Below are 19,101 nucleotides of genomic sequence, written 5' to 3'. Positions count from 1 at the left end.
CGGTCCCGCGGGCGGTTGCACGCACCCGCGGGACCGGCGCCGTCACCGGAGCCGCAAGGGCCCTACCAGGTGACGGCGTCGAGGTACGCCGTTCCCTTCCAGGTGCCGCTCGTCTGGAACTCCACGCCCAGTTGATACAGGGGCGTGGTGGACCCCGAAGGCAGCTTCACGGTGACGGTGTTCCAGGCCCCCGCCTTGAGGCTGCCCACGGCGAACCAGGTGCCCGTCCAGCGCCAGTTCGCGGCCGCGCCCTCCAGCGCGTAGGGCTGCACGCCGAGGAGCTTGCTGCCGGTGGGGAGCCAGAAGCGGAACGTCACCGTCCTGCCCGCCGGCACGGCCGCGTTGGCCACGGCCACGGTGCCCTTGCCGGAGGTTCCGTTGAAGGTCACGGCCAGCGAACGGGTGCCCGCGTAGGCCTTGGAGGTGCTGGTGCTGACGGGCGAGAGGGCGGCGCCGGACGCGCTCCACCCCTGCGTGCTGGACTCGAAGCCGTACTTCGAAGGGTCGGAGGACGTGCCCGCATCGGACGAACCGGTGCCGCCATCCATCGTCCCCGCATCCGGCCGGGTGCCGCCGTCGGTGCCGCCGTCCACGCCGCCGTCGGTGGGGGGCGTGCCGGCGTCGACAGGTGGCGTGCCCGCATCGGGCGTACCGCCGCCCGGAGGCGGCAGGGTGGTGCCGGCCGCGGGGAGGGAGAGTCCGCCGGCCTGGAGGAACGCGCCCGCGCGCTTCTTGAGGTAGGGCTGCCCGTCGGTGGCGAGGTCGTTCTGGTAGGAGCTCTGGCCGCCCGCGCCCGCGCCGTACATCAGGGCGATGACGCCCACGTTGGCGAACTTGCGCCGGTGCGCGTCGCCGCTCGCGCCGAAGAAGTACTCGGTGCGGTTGTCCTTGTAGCCCTGGCGCGCCCCGCCGCTGTTGTTGACGTTGAGGTGGTTGGAGTTGCCCAGGGGGATCTGCCACAGCACCCAGCGCTTGCCGGTGGTCTGGTTGAACAGCCGCAGCCACTCCGCGTAGCGGTTGTAGGAGCGGGACGTGATGGACGCCGTGTCGCTCATGTCCCAGGTGTGGTCCGCGCCCTGCGTGAGCCGGTAGAAGTCCGCGTCGCGGTCCAGCGGATCCCCCACGAGCACGTCGTAGGTGGAGCCCGTGGCGTTGGCTGCGAGCCCCGCCGGGTTGATGAACGCGACGACCTTGTCCACCTCCGGCTGGAGCGGATCCGTGAGCGAGTTGAACGCGATGTCCTTGCCGCTGGCCCAGGCGGAGATGTGCAGCCCGAGCACGACGTTGTTCGCGCCCACCGCCTTGCGCAGCTGGAGGAACGCCAGGCTCCAGCCCGCGACGGTGTCGGGCAGGCCCGCGAGCTCCGGCATCCCGGAGGCGGCGATGGCCGCGGCGGCGTGGGAGTTGGAGTTCGTCTGGAACTGGAGGAAGCCGACGGCGTCGGGTTCGACGTGCACGACGACGGGGCCCCCGTAGGCCTTCGCGCGCTGGAGGAGCAGCTTCACGTCCTCGAAGTAGGCACGCATCGTGGTGGCGTTCTTCAGCTTCGCCAGCGTCTGCTGCTCGCCACCGCCCGGCTCACCGAAGAGCTGGTAGTAGGTGACGACCGGGACGAAGCCCTGCGCCTTCGTCTCGGTGAAGAAGCTGGTGGCCCAGGCACCGTCGCGGGCGCCGTAGCCCCAGTTGTCCGCCCAGCCCTTGGTGAAGTAGCGGTAGCGCGCGTCCCACGGGACGTCGCTGTCGCGCATCCAGTTCTGGCCGGCCTCCTCGAAGAGGCCCACCATCAGGCGGTTCTGGAACGCGGGAGGCACGGGGCCCTGCACACCCGTGGCGGCCTGGGCCGACAGCGCCCCCAGACACGTCAGCGTCAGCAGCGCCGCGAGGGCGCGTCGAATGGGGTTGGTCATGGAGGCGCTAGTACGCTTCAGCGCTCTCATGCCTTCCGGCTCCCGCGACTTCGCCCCCCCGGTCGTCAGGCCTCCTGTCACACCACCAGGGGCTCGCTCAGGGGGCGCAGAGCAGCCCGGGCTCGGGGGCTTCCCGGTCCTGGTACGCGAGCAGGCACGCGAGGGCTTCCGGATCCACGGAGTCCATCAGGTATGTGCGGCGCCACAACATCGCGGCGAAGCGCTTGGGGAGCTGTGCATCGGGCGCGATGAGCGCGCGGCGCACGCCGTTGCTGCCCTGCGCGGCACGGGCCTGCGCGGCCTCCAGCTTCGCGACCTCGTCGGCGCAGCCCTCCGGGCAGTTGTAGAGGAACACCGCGTGCCCGTGCTCCAGGTTGTGCAGCCACGAGCAGCGCGGCTGCTCCTCGGTGTAGCTCCGGCAGGGCAGCCACGTAGGGCAGTGCAGGCCGGAGTTGGGAGGGTTCTCGCCGTTGCCACACGCGGCGCTGCTGCACGAGCTTACGTGGCTGGCGTCGGTGACGCCCGACAGGGGGAAGACGAATGCCTCGCAGCCCTCCATGCCGCCCGGAGGCGGCTCGTCGGAGGAATCACAAGCAAGGCTCAACGCGAGGAGGAGGGCAGGGAGGGCGCGAAGCATCCGCCCCGTCATATCGCAATCCGCTCCCGCTCAGCCCGGAGCGACACCGCGTCGCTCCACGTCGACACCGTTCAGTCCCCGGAAGCCCATGCCCTCCAACAGCCGCAGGAAGTCCGCGGGCGGCAGGCTGCCACTGACGGCGTATCGCACGACGCCCTCCTCGGCGGTCTCCTCCAGCGTCGGTCGTTCCCCGCCCCGCATGAGCCCCTGGATTTCCAGGGGCACGCGGCTTCGCAGCGTGAAGTCCACCCGGCCGGGCAGGTAGCCGGTGTTGGCGGCGATGACGACGTGGTCCGGCATCCGCTGGGCCCACCGCACCGCGACCAGCGGATGCACCTGGGTCTCCGAGCTGAAGAGCAGCAGGGCCACGTTGCCCGCGAAGCGCGGCGGCGTCTTGGCGCAGCGGGCCACCTCGCGCTGGACCTCCAGGCGACAGTCGCGCAGCGCATCCACGCCCAGCACGCGGCTCTCGAGGATGTCCGAAGCGCTGCCCGCGCGGAGCAGCACCTGCATCGCCAGCGGCGTGGCGATCCGGTGCGAGCGCGTGGCCGCGTTCAACAGCGAGACGGTCTCCACCACGGCCGTCCGCTTCGCCCGCCGCAGCGCGTCCTTGAGGAAGGGCATCGGCGCATCCGGCCCCAGCGCCGCCACGGTGCCCAGCGCGGCCAGCCACTCCAGGGGTCCCGGCACGACGAAGTGCGACATGAGGACGTAGGTCAGCACGCTGGTGTTGGCGACGGGCTCGTGGCCGTGCGCGGTCAGCACCTGGACCTCGGGAGAGAACCCCTTCGCGCCCCGGCGGTCATGGCGATCCACGACGAGCGTGGGCACGCCCGGCAGCAGCGTCCCGCCCCAGCGGTTGCCCATGTCCAGCACCACCAGCGCCTCCGCGGGCGCCGTGCCCAGGCGCTCCAGGAAGGTCTCCGTGTGGAGGTCCTCTCCCTTGCCCGGTAGCCGTGCGGTCGGGCGCGCGCCCAGCGACTGGAGCGCTCGCAGCATCAGCACGCCGGACGCCAGCCCATCCGCGTCTGGATACGGCACGACGAGGACGTGCTTGCCCCGGCAGTCCTCCAGGAACCGCCGGGCCTTCGCCAGCTCCGGTTCCGGTGCGGGCCAGCTGACATCGCGGGTGTGTCCGAGCAGCATGGTGCAAAGCTGCCACTCCCTGTAGCTGCGCGGCAGGGACGGCTCGTCGTGGCCGGCTGCTCTCCGGACGACCCCCGGGCGCGCGAGGTCATCGCGCACGGACGTAGTGACCCTTTGCCTCATGGAAGGCCCCTCCACCTATCGGCTGGGCTATGTGGCCCACACTGGACCTGCGGCCGAAGTTCCACCTGGCGTCCCAGAAGGCGGGCGGTCGGCCGGGCGCGCACGCGGACTTCATCCTCCCGGAGGACTTCCGCGCCATGGTGTCCGCGCTCGACGGGCCGGCGGACTTCATGCTGGAGGCGAAGGAGAAGGACCGCGCCGTTCTTGCGTTGCGTCAGACAGCAGGACCGCGACGCTCACCCAGGGAGCAGGACGTGCGGCGTCCTTGACTTCACGGGTGCGAGGGCATGCCAGTTCCCCTAGTGTCCACGCCCATGACCCGCTACCTCCTCCAGCAACCCTTGATGCGCGCGGCCCTGGCCGCCCTGTCGCTCGTGGCCATCTCCGGTTGCGCGCAGACGACGCCCGCCCCCGCCTCGAAGTCCCCGGTCGCCGAGGCCACCCCCGCCGAGGCGAAGCAGTTCGCCGAGAAGCTGAACGCGGACCTGAAGAAGCTCTGGACCCGGCAGGCCACCGCCGACTGGATCAAGAGCACGTACATCACCGACGACACCGAGCGGAACGTGGCCGCCATCAACGAGGAGGTGATGGCCTACGTCAACGGCGCCATCAAGGAGTCGCGCCGCTTCGACGGGCTGACGCTGGACGCGGACACCGCGCGCATCCTGCACCTGCTGCGCGTCTCCCAGACGTTGCCCGCCCCGGCCAACGCCGCCCAGCGCGCGGAGCTGGCCGCCACCGCGGCGAAGCTGGATGGCCTGTTCGGCAAGGGCAAGTACTGCGGCAAGGACGGCAAGGCGAAGTGCCGCGACCTGGGGGATCTGTCCGACGTGATGGCGCAGAGCCGTGACGAGCCCACGCTGCTCGAAGCGTGGCAGGGCTGGCACTCCATCAGCCGCCCCATGCGACCGCTGTACACCCAGCTCGTCAACGCCTCCAACGCGGGCGCGAAGGACATCGGCTTCAACGACCTGGGCACGCTGTGGCGGTCGGGCTACGACATGCCGCCCGAGGAGTTCGAAAAGGAGGCGCAGCGCCTCTGGGGCCAGGTCAAGCCCATGTACGACGAGCTGCACTGCTATGTGCGCGGCCGGCTCGCGAAGCAGTACGGCGAGGCGAAGGTGCCCGCCGGCAAGCCCATCCCCGCGCACCTGCTGGGCAACATGTGGGCCCAGGAGTGGAACAACATCTACCCCCTGGTGGAGCCGTTCCCCGGGCAGGCCAGCCTGGACGTGGACGCCGCGCTGGTGAAGCAGGGCTATGACGCGCAGAAGATGGTGAAGCTGGGTGAGAAGTTCTTCACCTCGCTGGGCCTCAAGCCGCTGCCGCAGACCTTCTGGGAGCGCTCGCAGTTCACCAAGCCCCGCGACCGCGACGTCGTCTGCCACGCCTCCGCCTGGGACGTGACGTACGACAACGACCTGCGCGTCAAGATGTGCATCAAGCCCACCGAGGAGGACCTGGTCACCATCCACCACGAGCTGGGTCACAACTACTACTACACCTACTATTACAAGCTCCCGGTCCTCTTCCAGGCTGGCGCGAATGACGGCTTCCACGAGGCCATTGGTGACGCGCTCACGCTGTCCATCACGCCCTCCTACCTCCAGCAGGCGGGCCTGCTGAGCGCGGTGGAAAAGAACGACAAGAACGTCATCAACCTGCAGCTCAAGGACGCTCTGGAGAAGGTGGCCTTCCTGCCCTTCGGCCTGCTGGTGGACCAGTGGCGCTGGGATGTTTTCAGCGGGAAGGTGACGCCGGAGGACTACAACAAGAGCTGGTGGGCGCTGCGCCAGAAGTACCAGGGCGTGGGCGCGCCGGTGGACCGCACGGAGCAGGACTTCGACGCGGGCGCCAAGTACCACGTCCCGGCGAACGTGCCGTACACGCGCTACTTCCTGGCGCGCATCCTCCAGTTCCAGTTCCACAAGTCGCTCTGCGAGGCGGCCGGCATCACGGGCCCCCTGAACGAGTGCTCCATCTACGGCAACAAGGCGGCGGGGCAGCGGCTCCAGGCGATGCTGGAGCTGGGCGCGAGCAAGCCCTGGCCGGAGGCGATGTTCGCGATGACGGGCGGCCGGCAGATCGACGCGACGCCCATGCTGGAATACTTCGCGCCGCTGCGCCGCTGGCTCCAGGAACAGAACAAGGGACAGAAGTGCGGCTGGTGAGGTGAACAGGGAGTAGACAGCTTCTGGGAGGGGCGTCTAGGCTTGTCGCCGTCTTGTAGGGTTGACTCTCTGTGGGACCGGACGGCGACTCTCCCTGTCCGCGATGAAAGAAGAACAAGGCAATGGCGACCGGTACCGTGAAGTGGTTCAACGATGCGAAGGGCTTCGGTTTCATCACGCAGGATGGCGGCGGCGAGGACGTGTTCTGCCACCACACCGCGATCAATGCGGACGGCTTCCGCTCGCTGGCCGAGGGCCAGAAGGTGGAGTTCGAAGTCGCCAAGGGCCCCAAGGGCCTGCAGGCGCAGAACGTTCGCGCGATCTGAGCCGGTCGTCTTCCTGACGACTTCTTGAAGCACCCGGAAGGTCCGATCCCCCAGGATCGGGCCTTTCGTATTTCTGGGCGGTGGACTTCTGGTCGAACCGGTGCCTAGTGTGCGCCCGTCTTGTAGGGTTGACTCTCTGTAAGGACCGGACGGGCGTCCCTGCCCATCCGTGATGAAAGAAGAACAAGGCAATGGCGACTGGTACCGTGAAGTGGTTCAACGATGCGAAGGGCTTCGGTTTCATCACGCAGGACGGCGGGGGCGAGGATCTCTTCTGCCACCACACGTCGATCCAGGCGGATGGCTTTCGCTCGCTGGCCGAGGGCCAGAAGGTGGAGTTCGACGTCGCCAAGGGCCCCAAGGGCCTGCAGGCGCAGAACGTTCGCCCCATCTAGTCCCGTCGTCTTCCTGACGACGTCCTGATGCATCCTCAGAAGGTCCGATCCCCCGGGGTCGGGCCTTTTGTATTTTCCGGAGCCCGCATGCCCGCCCCTACCTCCCGCGTCGCGCGTCTGCGCTTCCTCCCGCTCATGGCCGCGCTCGGCTGCGCCACCACCTCCACCCCCACGGCCCCGGTGGACGCCCGGAGCGCGGTGGCCCCCGCGGCGCCGGTGACGCAGGAGGCGCTGGCCGCGCTCAAGGCGGAGCTGGTCGCGAAGCACGGCGAGGCGCAGAGGGCCCGCATCGAGCGGGGCGTGGAGCAGGTGGCCTCGCTGTGGCGCGCGGAGGATGGGGACCTGGCGGCGTTCGCGCGCGAGCAGTTCCTGCCGGAGGGGCCACTGCTGGACGCGACGTTCCGGCGCATGGAGGGCCTGTTCGAACAGTTCGACGGGCACATGAACGAGCTGGGCCGCGAGCTCCAGTGGTTCACGGACCTGGACCTGGGGCCGCTGCTGCCGGTGGAGCTGCTGCTGGCGGCGTATGACCCTTCCTCCAACGTCACGTCGGACCTGTTCCAGGCGAAGCCGGGCTTCGTCGCGCTGCTCAACTTCCCGCTCACCACGCTGGAGGAGCGGGTGAAGGCGGGCCCGTCCTGGACGCGGCGGCAGTGGGCGGAGGCGAAGCTCGCGTCGCGCTTCAACCGGCGCGTGCCCGCGGCGGTGGATCAGCAGGCGGCGAAGGCCATCGCGGCCGCGAACCTCTACATCGCCGAATACAACGTGTGGATGCACCACCTGGTGGACGCGAAGGGCCAGCGCCTGTTCCCCAAGGGTCTGCGGCTCATCAGTCACTGGAACCTGCGCGACGAGCTGAAGGCGGACTACACGGACGCGAAGGGGCTGGCCAAGCAGCGGATGATCGTCCAGGTGATGGAGCGCATCGTCACCCAGTCCATCCCCGCCGCCGTCATCGACAACCCGCGCGTGGACTGGGATCCGTTCACCAACGCGGTGACGGTGGCGCCGCCGGAGTCGGTGGAGGCGAACGCGCCGGAGCGCCCCGCGAAGGCGGACGTCGCGCCGGAGCCGGACACGCGCTACGCGAAGCTGCTCGCCACCTTCCAGGCGTCGCGGCGGGCGGATCCATATTCGCCGGTGGCCCCCACGCGCATCGCGCGCAGCTTCGAGCTGGAGCGGGGCCTGCCGGAGGAGCGGGTGCGTGCCCTGCTCACGGAGCTGCTCGGCTCGCCGCTGGTGCCGCGCGTGGCGAAGCTCATCGAGTCCCGGCTGGGCCGCCCGCTGGAGCCGCAGGACCTCTGGTATCCCGGCTTCCGGCCGGGCGCGAAGGTGCCGGAGGCGCAGCTGGATGCGCTGACGCGCAAGCGCTACCCCACGGCGGACGCGTTCGCGCGCGACATCCCCCGCATCCTCCAGGCCCTGGGCTTCACGCCGGAGAAGGCGAACGTGCTCGCGTCGTACATCCGCGTGGATGCGTCCCGGGGGGCGGGCCATGCCCAGCCGGCGCTGCGCCGGGGAGACTTCCCGCGCCTGCGCACGCGCGTGGAGCCAGGGGGCATGGACTACAAGGGCTACAACATCGCGGTGCACGAGCTGGGGCACAACGTGGAGCAGGTCTTCAGCCTGTACCAGGTGGACCACACGCTGCTGTCCGGCGTCCCCAACAACGCCTTCACCGAAGCGCTCGCGTTCGTCTTCCAGGCGCGCGACCTGGAGCTGCTGGGCCTGGGCCAGCCCGACGCGGCCAGCGAGCGCGAGCGGGTGCTCAACGACTTCTGGCAGTCCTGGGAGATCGCCGGCGTGGCGCTGGTGGACATGGCCACCTGGCACTGGATGTACGAACACCCGGACGCCACGCCCGCCGAGCTTCGCGAAGCGGTGGCCCAGGTGTCGCGCGACGTGTGGAACCAGTACTACGCGCCGGTGCTGGGCCGGAAGGACAGCCCGCTGCTGGGCATCTACAGCCACATGATCAGCTACCCGCTGTACCTGCCGGACTACCCGCTCGGGCACCTCATCGCGTTCCAGATCGAAGAGCACCTGAAGCAGTACGGACCGCTGGGCGCGGAGTTCGAACGCATGGCCATCCACGGCTCCGTCACGCCGGACGAATGGATGCGCCACGCCACCGGCGCCCCCGTCAGCGCGGAATCGTTGTTGCGGGCCACTGCCGCGGCCCTGTGATATCCGGGCCTTTCTTCATTCACCTCTACTGAAGGAATGGCCATGAATCCTATCTTCCGTGCGGTACTGCTGGGCTCGCTGTCGACGGTGGTCGGCTGTGCTTCGATGAAGGGCGGCACGAAGCCGGAGCCCACCGAGCCGACGACGCAGCCGCCTCCCGTGGCGTCGCTGGTCGACAACTGCGACCCCACGCAGAAGGAGATCTCCACGCAGGCCGACGCGCTGGCCAGCCCGTACGGCATCGACCAGCACGTGGCGAAGAACTTCGCGAACGGCAAGGTGTCCTGGCTGATGACGGACAGCGCGTACCAGAAGTTCGTGGTGCAGACGGGCGCGAAGAACTTCGGCCGCTGCAACGACGTGGCCTGCTACCTGTTCGCGGCGCCGTCGGAGACCATCCAGGGTGCGGTGGAGAAGTCGAAGACGGCGGACGGGAAGCATGATCCGGCGGTGCTGGGGCAGGCGCTCGGCCTGCCGGCGAAGAACTTCGAAGGGCCGCTGCGGATGATGACGCTGGACCTGGCGGACCGGAAGGTCTGCGCGCGGCTGCCGGTGGAGGCGGACCCCGGCGTGTGGAAGTGCACCACGCCCGAGGAGACGGACTGCTTCAAGTTCGGCGGCTACACGTCCGGCGGCGTGCCGGAGGTGATGGTCATCAACGCCCCGGTGGCTGACGCGCAGGTGGCGGAAATCCCGTGAGTGACGAGGAGGTGCTCCTCCAGAGCCCGCTCCTGTACCGCGTGCTGCGCGGTCGGGGCGGGGCGCTGTCCATCGAGGTGGTGGTGGGCGGCTTCGTCCAGTTCGAGGTGCGCGTGCTCCTGAACGACGAGGAGCGCGAGTCCTTCGCGCGGGAGGGGCGTGCCTTCGCGGACCGGCTGGCCCAGGCCATCATGGCGGATCCGCCCTTCGGCGGTCGGTCGGTGCGCTCGCCGGTGTGAAGCTCTCGCGGGGGCCCGTGTCGCACGGGCCCCCGTCGTGTTGAGCGCCGGGCCTACTGCCCGCCGGCGGTGTTGCCGGGCACATCCACCAGCTCCACCTCGAACTGGAGCACGGCGCCGGAGGGGATGCGCGAGCCCGTGGGCGGACGGTCGCCGTAGGCGGTGGCGGCGGGGCAGGTGAGCTTCGCCTTGCCGCCGACCTTCATCTTCTGCACGCCCTGGGTCCAGCAGGGGATGACGCCGTTGAGCGGGAACTCCACAGGCACGCCGCGCTTGAAGGAGCTGTCGAACTCCGTGCCGTCGATCAGCGTGCCCCGGTAGTGCACCTTCACGGTGTCGGTGGGGCGGGGGCTCTTGCCGGTGCCGGCCGTCAGCTCGCGGTAGAGGACGCCGGAGGGCAGCCGCGTGGTGGAGGGCTCCTTGGCGGCGCGCTCCAGCGTGGCGACGTTGGCCTGGGCCTGCCGGTTCTTGGCGAGCACCTGGATCCGACCGCTGAACTCCTTGGGGTCGACCGCGGGCGCCGTGCCGGTGAGCGCGTCCTGGAGTCCCCGCTGGACGATCTGGATCTCCTCGGGTGACAGCGCGAGCGTCGTCACGTTCTGGCCCAGCGACACGCCGAGCGAATAGAGCGTCTTCTGATCCTCGGTCTGGAGCTCCGGGGCGGGGGCCTTGGTGGCCCCGGCCGGAGCGGCCGGCTTGGACGTCTTCGTCGGGGCCTGTGCCTGGGCGAAGCCCGGAGCGCCGAGCGCCAGCACCAGGGCCGCCATCCACTGCATACGCATGCTTCCGCCTTTCACGAGCATGGGGGGACTATAGCCAACGCGCCCCGAGGGGCGGGGCGAACGTGCGCGGGCAGCTCGTGCACAGGACAGCGCGAAGAATCCAGCGAGCGGAAAAACGCGGAGTGCGCGCAGCCGTGGATCACGCCGTTTTCTTGCGCGCATGACGACTGACCGTACTGTGCCTCCAGGTCGCTGCACCCCCGCAGCAGCCTGTTGCACCAGCCGGAGGTCATGAGCCAATGAGCGAGAAGCGGAAGGCCAATCGAGCGCCCCTGGACATCTACCTCAACAAGTACATGGGCGGCGTGCCGTACATGACCCGCGCCGCGGACATCAGCCAGGAAGGCGTCAGCCTGTCGCGCCTCATCGAGCCCCAGCACGAAGCCCGTCGCGTCGGCCTCCAGTTCCAGCTCCCCGGCTCCGAGGAGATCATCTACGCCGAGGGTGAAGTCGTTCGCGAATGGAAGGAGTTGGGCCGCCGCGAGCAGTCGGGCGTGCGCTTCACCCTGCTCACCGAGCGGCACCGCAAGATGATCGACGCCTACGTCGACCGTCACGCGAACGAGAACTGACGCTCGGCGTTACCCTCCGCGTGTGCCACCGCGACTGCGCGGTGCCACCGGCGGTTCGCGGTGCGCATGGAAGTCGGGTCCGGTGGAGCCGCCCATGCCCCGGGTCGCCTTGACTTCGCGCGGAGTGGCCCCCTTGAATGCCCGGAGTGGTTTCCTGTGCGCTCGCCGCATCCTCGGCGACAGCGGGAGGAGTGCTCCGTGAGACGTTCGCTGTGGGGATTGTTGCTGGTCGTGCCGCTGACGGCGCTGGGCCAGGGCAAGGACGCGAAGGTCGCCGCACCCGCCACCACACCCGCCGCGGGTGAAGCCGCGCGCACCGTCGCCGCGCCTGGCGCTCCCGGCATCAACTGGGAAGGCCAGGTGCTGCGCGCCACGGGCTCCGGCGCACCGGACCTGAAGGCGGCCAATCCCGCGCAGGCGCGACTGGGCGCCGAGCGCGCCGCGAAGATGGACGCGTTCCGCAACCTGCTGGAGCGGGCCAAGGGCATCCAGGTGAGCGCCGGCCGCACCGTGGCCGACGAGTGGGCGCGCGAGGAGGTGAAGGGCCGCGTGGAGGGCGCCATCAAGGGCTACAAGGTCGTGGCCCGGCGCTACTTCTCCGACAGCGGCGTGGAGCTGGACGTGGAGGTCCCGCTCGCGGCGCTCTCCGCGGCGCTGATCCCCGCGCAGGACGCGGCCATCGTGCTCAACGCCGGAGGCGCGAAGAAGTACACCGGCCTCGTCGTGGACGCGCGAGGGTTGGGCCTCAAGCCCGTGCTCGCGCCCCGGCTGGTGGACGCGGCGGGCAAGCCGCTCTACGGCGCGACGGTGCTCACGGAAGAGGCCCGGAGCGCCACGGGCGTGGCGGCCTGGTTCGACAGCCTGGACGCCGCCAAGAAGGCTTCGCTGGTGGGGGACAAGCCGCTGGTGGTGAAGGCCGCGGAGCTCCAGGGCTCGGACCTGGTCCTGAGCGCGGAAGGGGCCCGCGCGCTCACCGAGGCGAACACGCGCTTCCTGGCCGAGGGCCGGGTCGCCATCGTCACGCAGTAGCCGCCGGTTTCGCGGCAGCCCGAGGAACGCCGATGCTCCTGATCCGTGCCATGCACTGCCCGCTGCTGGGGGACAAGACGCTCCAGACGCGGAAGGTCCCTGCGACGGGCGTGTCGGAGCGCCCCGTCGAACCGACCGTGGCGCCGTGATGCGCACCCGGTGGACGGCGGTGCTCCCGCTGGCGGCGCTGCTGACGGCCGGCTGCGCGGCGAAGCAGGAGCAGCCCGCGACGATGGCCCGGGCGCGTGAGCTGATGGCCGCAGCCGAGGGCAAGCGCGGCGACGTGGTGCTCCGGTGCGAGCCCGCGGACGCCGAGGTGCTGCTGGACGGCGTGCAGCAGGGCCTGTGCAGCGACTTCTCCAGTGCCTCCCGCAGCCTGCGCCTGGGCGACGCCGGCTTCCATCAGGTGCAGGTGAAGAAGCGGGGCTTCTGGCCCTACACGACCTACTACGAGCCCAGCGGGGCGCGGGTGACGCTGAAGGTCAAGCTGCGCCCCACGGCGCCCGAGGCTGGAGGCGACGCTCCGTGATGCGCCAGGGTGCAGGACACGCTGGAGTCTGATCTCGGAGGTGACGCCGGGGCCGTGGACGGAGAAGTCCATCCCGCTCCAGGCGTCCCGGCGGCTGGTGGTGGACGCGGAGCCAGGCCGCATTTGGGTCGGCACCCTGGAGCGCAAGGTGGCGGGCGACCCCTTTGGTCCGTTCTCGCGCGCAATCCGGAGCCGAAGACACCGTAGGATGGGGGGACCAGGAGGCGGTCATCGGACGTCGCAAGAAAGGCAGTGAGCGCGCGGTGAGGGCCCCCCAGAGGGCCCTGGAGTCCGTGGCCCCCCCGGAAGTCTCCCCCGTGCTGCACGTCGTGCACCCGGAGCCCGTGCCCCCGCCCGGCGACCCCGCGGCCCTGGACGAGGCGGCGGCGCGCCGGGTGGACCTGGTGTGGTCCGGCGCGATGGTGGGCTCGCTGGCGCTGGTGTTCGCGCTCCTGTCGGTGTTCGGCGGGGTGGCGGTGCCGGTGCTGCTGGCGCTGACGGGCGCGTACGCGTTCAACCCGGTGGTGACGCTGCTGGAGAAGCGCGGCCTGGACCGGACGCTGGGCACGACGGTGCTCTTCGTGGCGGGCACGCTGCTGATGGTGGGCGCGGGGCTGTACCTGGTGCCGGTGTTCCGCGACGAGGCGGCGAAGCTGCCCGGCTTCTTTTCGCGCGCCAGCACCCAGGTGGTGCCGCAGGTGGAGTCGCTGCTGGGCATGTCGCTGCCGGAGCTGGTGAGTCAGCGCACCGCGGAGCTGGGCGAGAAGGCCTCCGAGCTGCTCCAGAGCGCGGGCCCCACGGCGGCGCGGCTGGTGGCGAGCTTCGCCGGCAACACCGCGCGCTTCGTGACCACGCTGCTGGGCCTGTCGGTGGTGCCGGTGCTGGCGTTCTTCTTCCTCCAGGACTACCCGCGCCTCATGGGGAGCATCAAGGACCTGCTGCCGCGTCGCTCGGTGGCGCTGGTGAGCCAGCGCTTCCGCGAGGTGGACGAGGTGCTGTCCGCCTTCGTGCAGGGCCAGCTCGCGGTGGGCGCCATCCTGTCGGTCATCTACGCGGCGGGTCTGTCCGTGGCCCGCATCGACCTGGCCATCGCCATTGGCCTCATCGCCGGCTTCGGCAACATGGTGCCCTACCTGGGCACGGGCATCGGCGTGGTGCTCGCGATGATGGGCGTGCTGCTGTCGTGGCAGGGGCCGTGGCAGCTGGCGGTGGTGGCGGCGACCTTCGTGGTGGGGCAGATGCTGGAGGGCTTCGTCATCACCCCGCGCGTCGTGGGTGAGAAGGTGGGCCTGTCCGCCGTGGCGGTCATCCTCGCGGTGCTCGCGTTCGGAGAGCTGTTCGGCTTCGTGGGCATCCTGCTGGCGGTGCCGGCCAGCGCCATCCTGAAGGTCGTCCTGAGCGTGGTCATCCAGCGCTACCGCCGCACCGACCTCTACAAGGGAGGAGCCGGCGGTCCGTGACGGAGCTGGAGAAGCTGCACCAGGAGATCATCGCGTGCCGGGCCTGCCCCAGGCTCGTGGAGTGGCGCGAAGAGGTGGCCCGGGTGAAGCGGCGGGCCTACCGCGACTGGGAGTACTGGGGCAGGGCCGTCCCCGGCTTTGGCGACCCGAAGGCCCGGCTGATCATCGTGGGGCTGGCCCCCGCGGCGCACGGCGCGAACCGCACGGGCCGGTACTTCACCGGGGACCGCTCCGGGGAGTTCCTGATGGCGGGCCTGCACCGCGCGGGCTTCTCCAACCAGTCCCGGAGCGACCGCATCGACGACGGGCTCAAGCTGACGGACGCCTTCATCGTCGCCGCCGCCCGGTGTGCCCCGCCGGACAACAAGCCGCTGCCGGAGGAGCTGGCCCGGTGCGCACCGTTCCTGGACCGGGAGATGGCCCTCCTGCCCGGCCGGGTGCTGCTCGCCCTGGGGGCCATCGGGTGGAACGCCGCGCTGGCGTCCGCGACCCGCACGGGGGGCGTCATCCCTCCACCACGGCCCGCCTTCGGCCACGGCGCGGAGTTCCGGCTGCCGGACGGCCGGTGGCTCGTGGGCAGCTACCACGTCAGCCAGCAGAACACCCAGACGGGGAGGCTCACGCCCGCCATGTTCGACGCGGTGATGAAGCGGGTCCGCGTGTTGTTGGAGGACGCGGGGTAGGGCGCGCGCCGGGAAGAGAAGCCCCCGCGTTCGTGTTTCCTTGACAGGTGTGGGAGCCCGCTGTTATTCCCCGCGCCCATCCGCACGACGGGTCGTTAGCTCAGCGGTAGAGCACTACCTTGACACGGTAGGGGTCAGTGGTTCGATCCCACTACGACCCATCATCAGTAAGCGTTCCATCTCGCGGGCGGCAGGCTTCCAAAGAGCCTGCCGCCCGTGGCTTTTCCAGCGCAGGGGTTTTCAAGCCATGTCCGAATCCATCACGGTGACGCTCCCCGACGGCAGCCAGAAGCAGACGCCTCGGGGGACGACCATCGCGGACTTCGTGAAGGGCAGCATCGGTGTGGGGCTCGCGAAGGCGGCCCTGTTCGCCCGGGTGAACGGCCAGGACGTGGACCTGTCGCGCCCGCTGGACGAGGACGCGAAGCTCCAGATCTTCACGCCCAAGAGCCCGGAGGGCCTGGACCTCATCCGCCACGACGCCGCGCACGTGGTCGCCAGCGCCGTGCAGCGCCTGTTCCCCGGCACGCAGGTGACCATCGGTCCCGCGACGGAGGAGGGCTTCTACTACGACTTCTTCCGCGAGAAGCCCTTCACGCCGGAGGAGCTGGAGAAGATCGAAGCGGCCGCCAACGCGGAGCTCAAGCAGGACATGCCCTTCGTCCGCACGGAGGTCTCCATGGAGGACGCCGTGCGTCTCTTCGAGGAGAAGGGCGAGAAGTTCAAGGTGGAGATCGTCAAGGACATCGCCGCCAAGGGCGCCAAGACGCTCACGCTCTACACCCACGGCGACTGGGTGGACTTCTGCCTGGGGCCCCACGCGCCCAGCACGGGGAAGATCGGCGTCATCAAGATCCTCTCCTCCAGCGGCGCCTACTGGCGCGGCGACCACCGCAACCCGATGCTCCAGCGCGTGTACGGCACGGCGTTCTTCGACAAGAAGGCGCTGGATGCGTACATGACGCGCATCGAGGAAGCGAAGAAGCGCGACCACCGCAAGCTGGGCAAGGAGCTGGACCTCTTCCACTTCCACCCGTACGCGCCGGGCGCGGCCTTCTGGACGCCCAAGGGCACCACGCTCTACCAGACGCTGTCGGACTGGATGCGCTCGCTCACGGCCGGTGACGGCTACGTGGAGATCAAGACGCCCCTGATGTTCAACAAGGGGCTGTGGGAGACCAGCGGCCACTGGGGCAAGTACAAGGAGAACATGTTCCTGGTGCTCGACAGCGAGTCCGGCGAGCACGACTTCTCCCTCAAGCCGATGAACTGCCCGTCGCACCACCTGTTCTACGGCTTCAAGAAGCACAGCTACCGCGACCTGCCCCTGCGCCTGCACACCCAGGACGTGCTGCACCGCAACGAGGCGGCCGGGTCGCTGGGCGGCCTCACCCGCGTGCGCCAGTTCGCCCAGGACGACGCGCACATCTACTGCACGGAGGCCCAGATCACCGACGAGGTGAAGCGCTTCGTGAAGCTGCTGGATCGCGTCTACAAGGCGGTGGGCCTCACCTACGCGGTGAAGCTGTCCACGCGCCCCGTGCAGCGCCTGGGGGATGACTCGCTCTGGGACCGCGCGGAGGAGGGCCTCAAGGCCGCGCTGGAGTCGCTGGGCCTGGAGTACGAGCTGGCCCCGGGCGACGGCGCCTTCTACGGCCCGAAGATCGACTTCGCGGTGTCGGACAGCATCGGCCGGCGGTGGCAGCTGGGCACCATGCAACTGGACTACCTGGCGCCGGAGCGCTTCGACCTGACGTACGTGGGCGAGGACAACGCCCCGCACCGCCCGGTGGTCCTCCACCGCGCCATCTTCGGCTCCTTCGAGCGCTTCACCGCCATCCTCATCGAGCACTTCGCCGGCGCGTTCCCGGCGTGGCTGGCCCCGGTGCAGGCGACCCTGGTGTACGTGGCGGACCGTCAGCTGGACTACGCCCGCAAGGTGCGCGACGACCTGCGCGCCAAGGGCTACCGGGTGGAGCTGGACGAGCGCGGCATCACGCTCAACGCGAAGATCCGCGAGGCCCAGCTCCAGAAGATCCCCTTCACCCTGGTCGTGGGTGACAACGAGGTGGAAGCCGGCGCCGTGTCCCCCCGCCGCTACGGCGGCGAGGACCTCAAGTCGATGAAGCTCGCCGACTTCGAGGCGCTGCTGGCCAAGGAAGCGGCCCTGCCCTGACCCGGGGTAGGGGGTTGTAGGGACGGGGAGTACGCGGGACGGCGGGGGTTTCAGCGGTGGCTGTAGGAAACGCTACCCCCAACGGCTTGAAAGAGTGATAGAGGCTTCCGCTCAAAGCGTCCGCGAACCGTGTGTCGTGGACCGCCGTCAGCCGCGATGGCTGCCGTGCCGACAGGAAGCAGAAGGAAGGATTGGGACCATGCCCAAGTTGAAGACCCGCAGTGGCGCGAAGAAGCGCTTCCAGGTGAAGAAGAGCGGCCAGGTGAAGTTCGGCAAGGCCTTCAGCAAGCACCTGTTTACCTTCTCCAAGACGCCCAAGCAGAAGCGCGGCAACCGGGGTACCGGTCACCTGCGCGACATGGACGCGAAGAAGGTCATCAAGGAGCTGTTCCCCTACGGGGCCTGAGTTTTTCCTCGGGCTTGGACCATCCGTGAGTCCTGGCGGAGCGGCGTGAGGCCAGCACCCCAGGGTCACCTTCAAGAAGTCAGGAGTGTGTCATGCGCGTCAAAAAGGGATTCAAGGCTCGTCGTCGTCGTAATCGCATTCTCAAGCTGGCCAAGGGTTTCCGCGGCCGCCGCAAGAATTGCTACAAGCGCGCCAACCAGGCCGTGGAGCGCGCCCTGGACTACGCCACCCGCGACCGCGCGGTGCGCAAGCGCAACTTCCGCTCGCTGTGGATCGTCCGCATCAACGCGGCGGCGCGCACGGTGGGCCTGTCCTACTCGAAGCTGATCGCCGGGCTGGCGAAGGCGAAGATCGGCCTGGACCGCAAGGTCCTGTCCGACATGGCCATCGCGGACCCCGCGGGCTTTGCCGCCGTCGCCAACATCGCGAAGGCAGCCTGAGACCCGGCCGGCTCCTGAAGCCGGCCCCCTGAAGCCAAACGGGCTGCCTCCAACACGGGGGCGGCCCTTTTTTTTGCCCGGCGTCGGATGGCGCCCGGGGCGTGCAATGGAAGGCGGGAAGAGGACCATGCGAGACCGGTTGCAGGCGTTGGCGGACGCGGCGCGCCAGGAGATCGCGGGCGTGTCGGAGCCCTCGCAGGTGGAGGCGCTGCGCATCCGCTACCTGGGCAAGAAGGGCGAGCTGTCCGCCATCCTGGGCGGCATGGGCAAGCTGCCCCCGGACGAGCGGCGGGCGCTGGGCGAGGTGGCCAACACCGTCAAGGCGGAGCTGGAGCAGCTCCTGGCGGACGCCGTGCGCCGCGCGGAGGACGCCGCGCTGGAGGCCCAGCTCAAGGGCCCCAAGCTGGACGTGACGCTGCCAGGGCGCGCGGTGCTGCCCGGTGGACGGCACCCGGTGTCGCGCACGATGGAGGACATCGTCCGGACGTTCGCGCGGCTGGGGTTCGAGGTGGCCGTCGGGCCGGAGATTGAACTCGACTACTTCAACTTCGAGGCGCTGAACCTCCCCAAGGACCACCCCGCGCGGGACATGCAGGACACGTTCTACGTGGACGAGCCCACGCTGGGCCACGCGAAGAAGGCGGACAGCCCGTCGCTGCTTCGCACGCACACGTCGCCGGTGCAGGTGCGGCACATGCTGTCGCGCAAGCCGCCCATCCGCGCGGTGATGCCGGGCCGGGTGTACCGGCGCGATTCGGACATCACGCACACGCCCATGTTCCATCAGGTGGAGGGCCTGCTGGTGGACAAGGACGTGAGCTTCGCGGAGCTGAAGGGGACGCTGGACGCGTTCGTGCGGGCCTTCTTCGGTTCGGACACGCGCACGCGCTTCCGTCCGTCGTTCTTCCCCTTCACCGAGCCGTCGGCGGAGGTGGACGTCACCTGTGCGTCGTGTGGTGGCAAGGGCTGCCGCGTCTGCAAGCAGACGGGGTGGCTGGAGGTGCTGGGCAGCGGCATGGTGCACCCGAACGTCTTCACCGCGGCGGGCTACGACCCGAAGGAGGTGACGGGCTACGCGTTCGGCATGGGCGTGGAGCGCCTGGCCATGCTGCGCTACGGCATCGACGACCTGCGGATGATGTTCGAGAACGACGCACGCTTCCTCGCGCAGTTCTGATTCCAGCCGGATGGGCA

20 protein-coding genes and 1 tRNA gene are annotated in these 19,101 nt (G+C 69.6%); 17 read left to right on the top strand and 4 right to left on the bottom strand.

Annotation, left to right across the window (positions count from 1 at the left end; all coding sequences use genetic code 11):
• Positions 1-62: 62 nt before the first annotated feature.
• The 3 genes from OV207_RS37005 to OV207_RS36995 form a co-directional block, all read right to left on the bottom strand.
• Positions 63-1,907: a hypothetical protein gene (locus OV207_RS37005; protein WP_267559773.1), complete on the bottom strand. Its 1,845-nt coding sequence runs from the start codon at positions 1,905-1,907 to the stop codon at positions 63-65.
• 97 nt (positions 1,908-2,004) lie between these two features.
• Positions 2,005-2,544: a DUF3105 domain-containing protein gene (locus tag OV207_RS37000; RefSeq protein ID WP_267559772.1), complete on the bottom strand. Its 540-nt coding sequence runs from the start codon at positions 2,542-2,544 to the stop codon at positions 2,005-2,007.
• 30 nt (positions 2,545-2,574) lie between these two features.
• The gene (locus tag OV207_RS36995) at positions 2,575-3,690 is read right to left on the bottom strand and encodes a hypothetical protein (protein WP_267559771.1); all 1,116 of its coding nucleotides are present in this window, start codon (positions 3,688-3,690) and stop codon (positions 2,575-2,577) included.
• 152 nt (positions 3,691-3,842) lie between these two features.
• On the opposite strand from OV207_RS36995, the gene OV207_RS36990 reads away from it, so the two are divergent.
• The 7 genes from OV207_RS36990 (at position 3,843) to OV207_RS36960 (ending at position 9,830) form a co-directional block, all read left to right on the top strand.
• Positions 3,843-4,082, top strand: a complete 240-nt coding sequence (locus tag OV207_RS36990) for a hypothetical protein (protein WP_267559769.1) — start codon at positions 3,843-3,845, stop codon at positions 4,080-4,082.
• Positions 4,083-4,127: 45 nt separating this feature from the next.
• Positions 4,128-5,984: a M2 family metallopeptidase gene (locus OV207_RS36985; RefSeq protein ID WP_267559768.1), complete on the top strand. Its 1,857-nt coding sequence runs from the start codon at positions 4,128-4,130 to the stop codon at positions 5,982-5,984.
• Positions 5,985-6,106: 122 nt separating this feature from the next.
• Positions 6,107-6,310 (top strand): cold-shock protein, encoded by a 204-nt coding sequence (locus tag OV207_RS36980; RefSeq protein ID WP_193430108.1) that lies wholly within the window; start codon positions 6,107-6,109, stop codon positions 6,308-6,310.
• Positions 6,311-6,501: 191 nt separating this feature from the next.
• Complete coding sequence (locus OV207_RS36975) at positions 6,502-6,705, top strand: cold-shock protein (RefSeq protein WP_120610828.1); 204 nt, start codon at positions 6,502-6,504, stop codon at positions 6,703-6,705.
• Between the two features lie 87 nt (positions 6,706-6,792).
• Positions 6,793-8,892, top strand: a complete 2,100-nt coding sequence (locus OV207_RS36970; RefSeq protein ID WP_267559767.1) for a hypothetical protein — start codon at positions 6,793-6,795, stop codon at positions 8,890-8,892.
• A 42-nt stretch (positions 8,893-8,934) separates the two neighbouring features.
• Positions 8,935-9,591, top strand: coding sequence for a hypothetical protein (locus OV207_RS36965; RefSeq protein ID WP_227028027.1), 657 nt, complete (start codon positions 8,935-8,937; stop codon positions 9,589-9,591).
• Positions 9,588-9,830: a hypothetical protein gene (locus OV207_RS36960; RefSeq protein WP_193430105.1), complete on the top strand. Its 243-nt coding sequence runs from the start codon at positions 9,588-9,590 to the stop codon at positions 9,828-9,830. The genes OV207_RS36965 and OV207_RS36960 overlap by 4 nt, the downstream gene beginning before the upstream one ends.
• 53 nt (positions 9,831-9,883) lie before the next feature.
• Here OV207_RS36960 and OV207_RS36955 read toward each other — a convergent pair whose 3' ends face one another.
• Positions 9,884-10,612: an FKBP-type peptidyl-prolyl cis-trans isomerase gene (locus tag OV207_RS36955; protein ID WP_267559766.1), complete on the bottom strand. Its 729-nt coding sequence runs from the start codon at positions 10,610-10,612 to the stop codon at positions 9,884-9,886.
• A 239-nt stretch (positions 10,613-10,851) separates the two neighbouring features.
• On the opposite strand from OV207_RS36955, the gene OV207_RS36950 reads away from it, so the two are divergent.
• From OV207_RS36950 to pheS, 10 genes are all read left to right on the top strand, one after another.
• Positions 10,852-11,184 carry a PilZ domain-containing protein gene (locus OV207_RS36950; protein WP_120530970.1) on the top strand — a complete coding sequence of 111 codons (333 nt, stop codon included), beginning with the start codon at positions 10,852-10,854 and terminating at the stop codon, positions 11,182-11,184.
• Positions 11,185-11,382: 198 nt separating this feature from the next.
• The gene (locus OV207_RS36945) at positions 11,383-12,213 is read left to right on the top strand and encodes an LPP20 family lipoprotein (protein ID WP_267559765.1); all 831 of its coding nucleotides are present in this window, start codon (positions 11,383-11,385) and stop codon (positions 12,211-12,213) included.
• Between the two features lie 148 nt (positions 12,214-12,361).
• Positions 12,362-12,742: a PEGA domain-containing protein gene (locus OV207_RS36940; protein ID WP_193430102.1), complete on the top strand. Its 381-nt coding sequence runs from the start codon at positions 12,362-12,364 to the stop codon at positions 12,740-12,742.
• A 317-nt stretch (positions 12,743-13,059) separates the two neighbouring features.
• Complete coding sequence (locus OV207_RS36935) at positions 13,060-14,202, top strand: AI-2E family transporter (protein WP_420715296.1); 1,143 nt, start codon at positions 13,060-13,062, stop codon at positions 14,200-14,202.
• Positions 14,199-14,885: a uracil-DNA glycosylase gene (locus OV207_RS36930; RefSeq protein WP_267559764.1), complete on the top strand. Its 687-nt coding sequence runs from the start codon at positions 14,199-14,201 to the stop codon at positions 14,883-14,885. The genes OV207_RS36935 and OV207_RS36930 overlap by 4 nt, the downstream gene beginning before the upstream one ends.
• 89 nt (positions 14,886-14,974) lie before the next feature.
• Positions 14,975-15,046: transfer RNA gene (locus OV207_RS36925), tRNA-Val, on the top strand.
• 86 nt (positions 15,047-15,132) lie between these two features.
• Positions 15,133-17,061 carry a threonine--tRNA ligase gene (thrS, locus tag OV207_RS36920; protein WP_193430100.1) on the top strand — a complete coding sequence of 643 codons (1,929 nt, stop codon included), beginning with the start codon at positions 15,133-15,135 and terminating at the stop codon, positions 17,059-17,061.
• 199 nt (positions 17,062-17,260) lie between these two features.
• Entirely contained in the window at positions 17,261-17,467 is a 207-nt protein-coding gene (gene rpmI, locus OV207_RS36915; RefSeq protein WP_193430099.1) for a 50S ribosomal protein L35, read from the top strand.
• 92 nt (positions 17,468-17,559) lie between these two features.
• Positions 17,560-17,907, top strand: coding sequence for a 50S ribosomal protein L20 (gene rplT / locus OV207_RS36910; protein WP_120530963.1), 348 nt, complete (start codon positions 17,560-17,562; stop codon positions 17,905-17,907).
• A gap of 127 nt (positions 17,908-18,034) precedes the next feature.
• Positions 18,035-19,084: a phenylalanine--tRNA ligase subunit alpha gene (pheS, locus tag OV207_RS36905; RefSeq protein WP_193430098.1), complete on the top strand. Its 1,050-nt coding sequence runs from the start codon at positions 18,035-18,037 to the stop codon at positions 19,082-19,084.
• Positions 19,085-19,101 lie beyond the last annotated feature (17 nt).

This window comes from Corallococcus sp. BB11-1 (genome assembly GCF_026626625.1).
Lineage (GTDB): Bacteria > Myxococcota > Myxococcia > Myxococcales > Myxococcaceae > Corallococcus > Corallococcus soli.
The sequence above is the reverse complement of the archived record's forward strand: the minus strand, read 5'-3'. Positions and strand labels throughout refer to the sequence as shown.

Excerpts from the sequence above, each read along its gene's own strand:
- OV207_RS37005 (WP_267559773.1), bottom strand. The coding sequence starts at position 1,907 with ATGACCAACCCCATTCGACGCGCCCTCGCGGCGCTGCTGACGCTGACG.
- OV207_RS37000 (WP_267559772.1), bottom strand. The coding sequence starts at position 2,544 with ATGCTTCGCGCCCTCCCTGCCCTCCTCCTCGCGTTGAGCCTTGCTTGT.
- OV207_RS36995 (WP_267559771.1), bottom strand. The coding sequence starts at position 3,690 with ATGCTGCTCGGACACACCCGCGATGTCAGCTGGCCCGCACCGGAACCG.
- OV207_RS36990 (WP_267559769.1), top strand. The coding sequence starts at position 3,843 with ATGTGGCCCACACTGGACCTGCGGCCGAAGTTCCACCTGGCGTCCCAG.
- OV207_RS36985 (WP_267559768.1), top strand. The coding sequence starts at position 4,128 with ATGACCCGCTACCTCCTCCAGCAACCCTTGATGCGCGCGGCCCTGGCC.
- OV207_RS36980 (WP_193430108.1), top strand. The coding sequence starts at position 6,107 with ATGGCGACCGGTACCGTGAAGTGGTTCAACGATGCGAAGGGCTTCGGT.
- OV207_RS36975 (WP_120610828.1), top strand. The coding sequence starts at position 6,502 with ATGGCGACTGGTACCGTGAAGTGGTTCAACGATGCGAAGGGCTTCGGT.
- OV207_RS36970 (WP_267559767.1), top strand. The coding sequence starts at position 6,793 with ATGCCCGCCCCTACCTCCCGCGTCGCGCGTCTGCGCTTCCTCCCGCTC.
- OV207_RS36965 (WP_227028027.1), top strand. The coding sequence starts at position 8,935 with ATGAATCCTATCTTCCGTGCGGTACTGCTGGGCTCGCTGTCGACGGTG.
- OV207_RS36955 (WP_267559766.1), bottom strand. The coding sequence starts at position 10,612 with ATGCGTATGCAGTGGATGGCGGCCCTGGTGCTGGCGCTCGGCGCTCCG.
- OV207_RS36950 (WP_120530970.1), top strand. The coding sequence starts at position 10,852 with ATGAGCGAGAAGCGGAAGGCCAATCGAGCGCCCCTGGACATCTACCTC.
- OV207_RS36940 (WP_193430102.1), top strand. The coding sequence starts at position 12,362 with ATGCGCACCCGGTGGACGGCGGTGCTCCCGCTGGCGGCGCTGCTGACG.
- thrS (WP_193430100.1), top strand. The coding sequence starts at position 15,133 with ATGTCCGAATCCATCACGGTGACGCTCCCCGACGGCAGCCAGAAGCAG.
- rpmI (WP_193430099.1), top strand. The coding sequence starts at position 17,261 with ATGCCCAAGTTGAAGACCCGCAGTGGCGCGAAGAAGCGCTTCCAGGTG.
- rplT (WP_120530963.1), top strand. The coding sequence starts at position 17,560 with ATGCGCGTCAAAAAGGGATTCAAGGCTCGTCGTCGTCGTAATCGCATT.
- pheS (WP_193430098.1), top strand. The coding sequence starts at position 18,035 with ATGCGAGACCGGTTGCAGGCGTTGGCGGACGCGGCGCGCCAGGAGATC.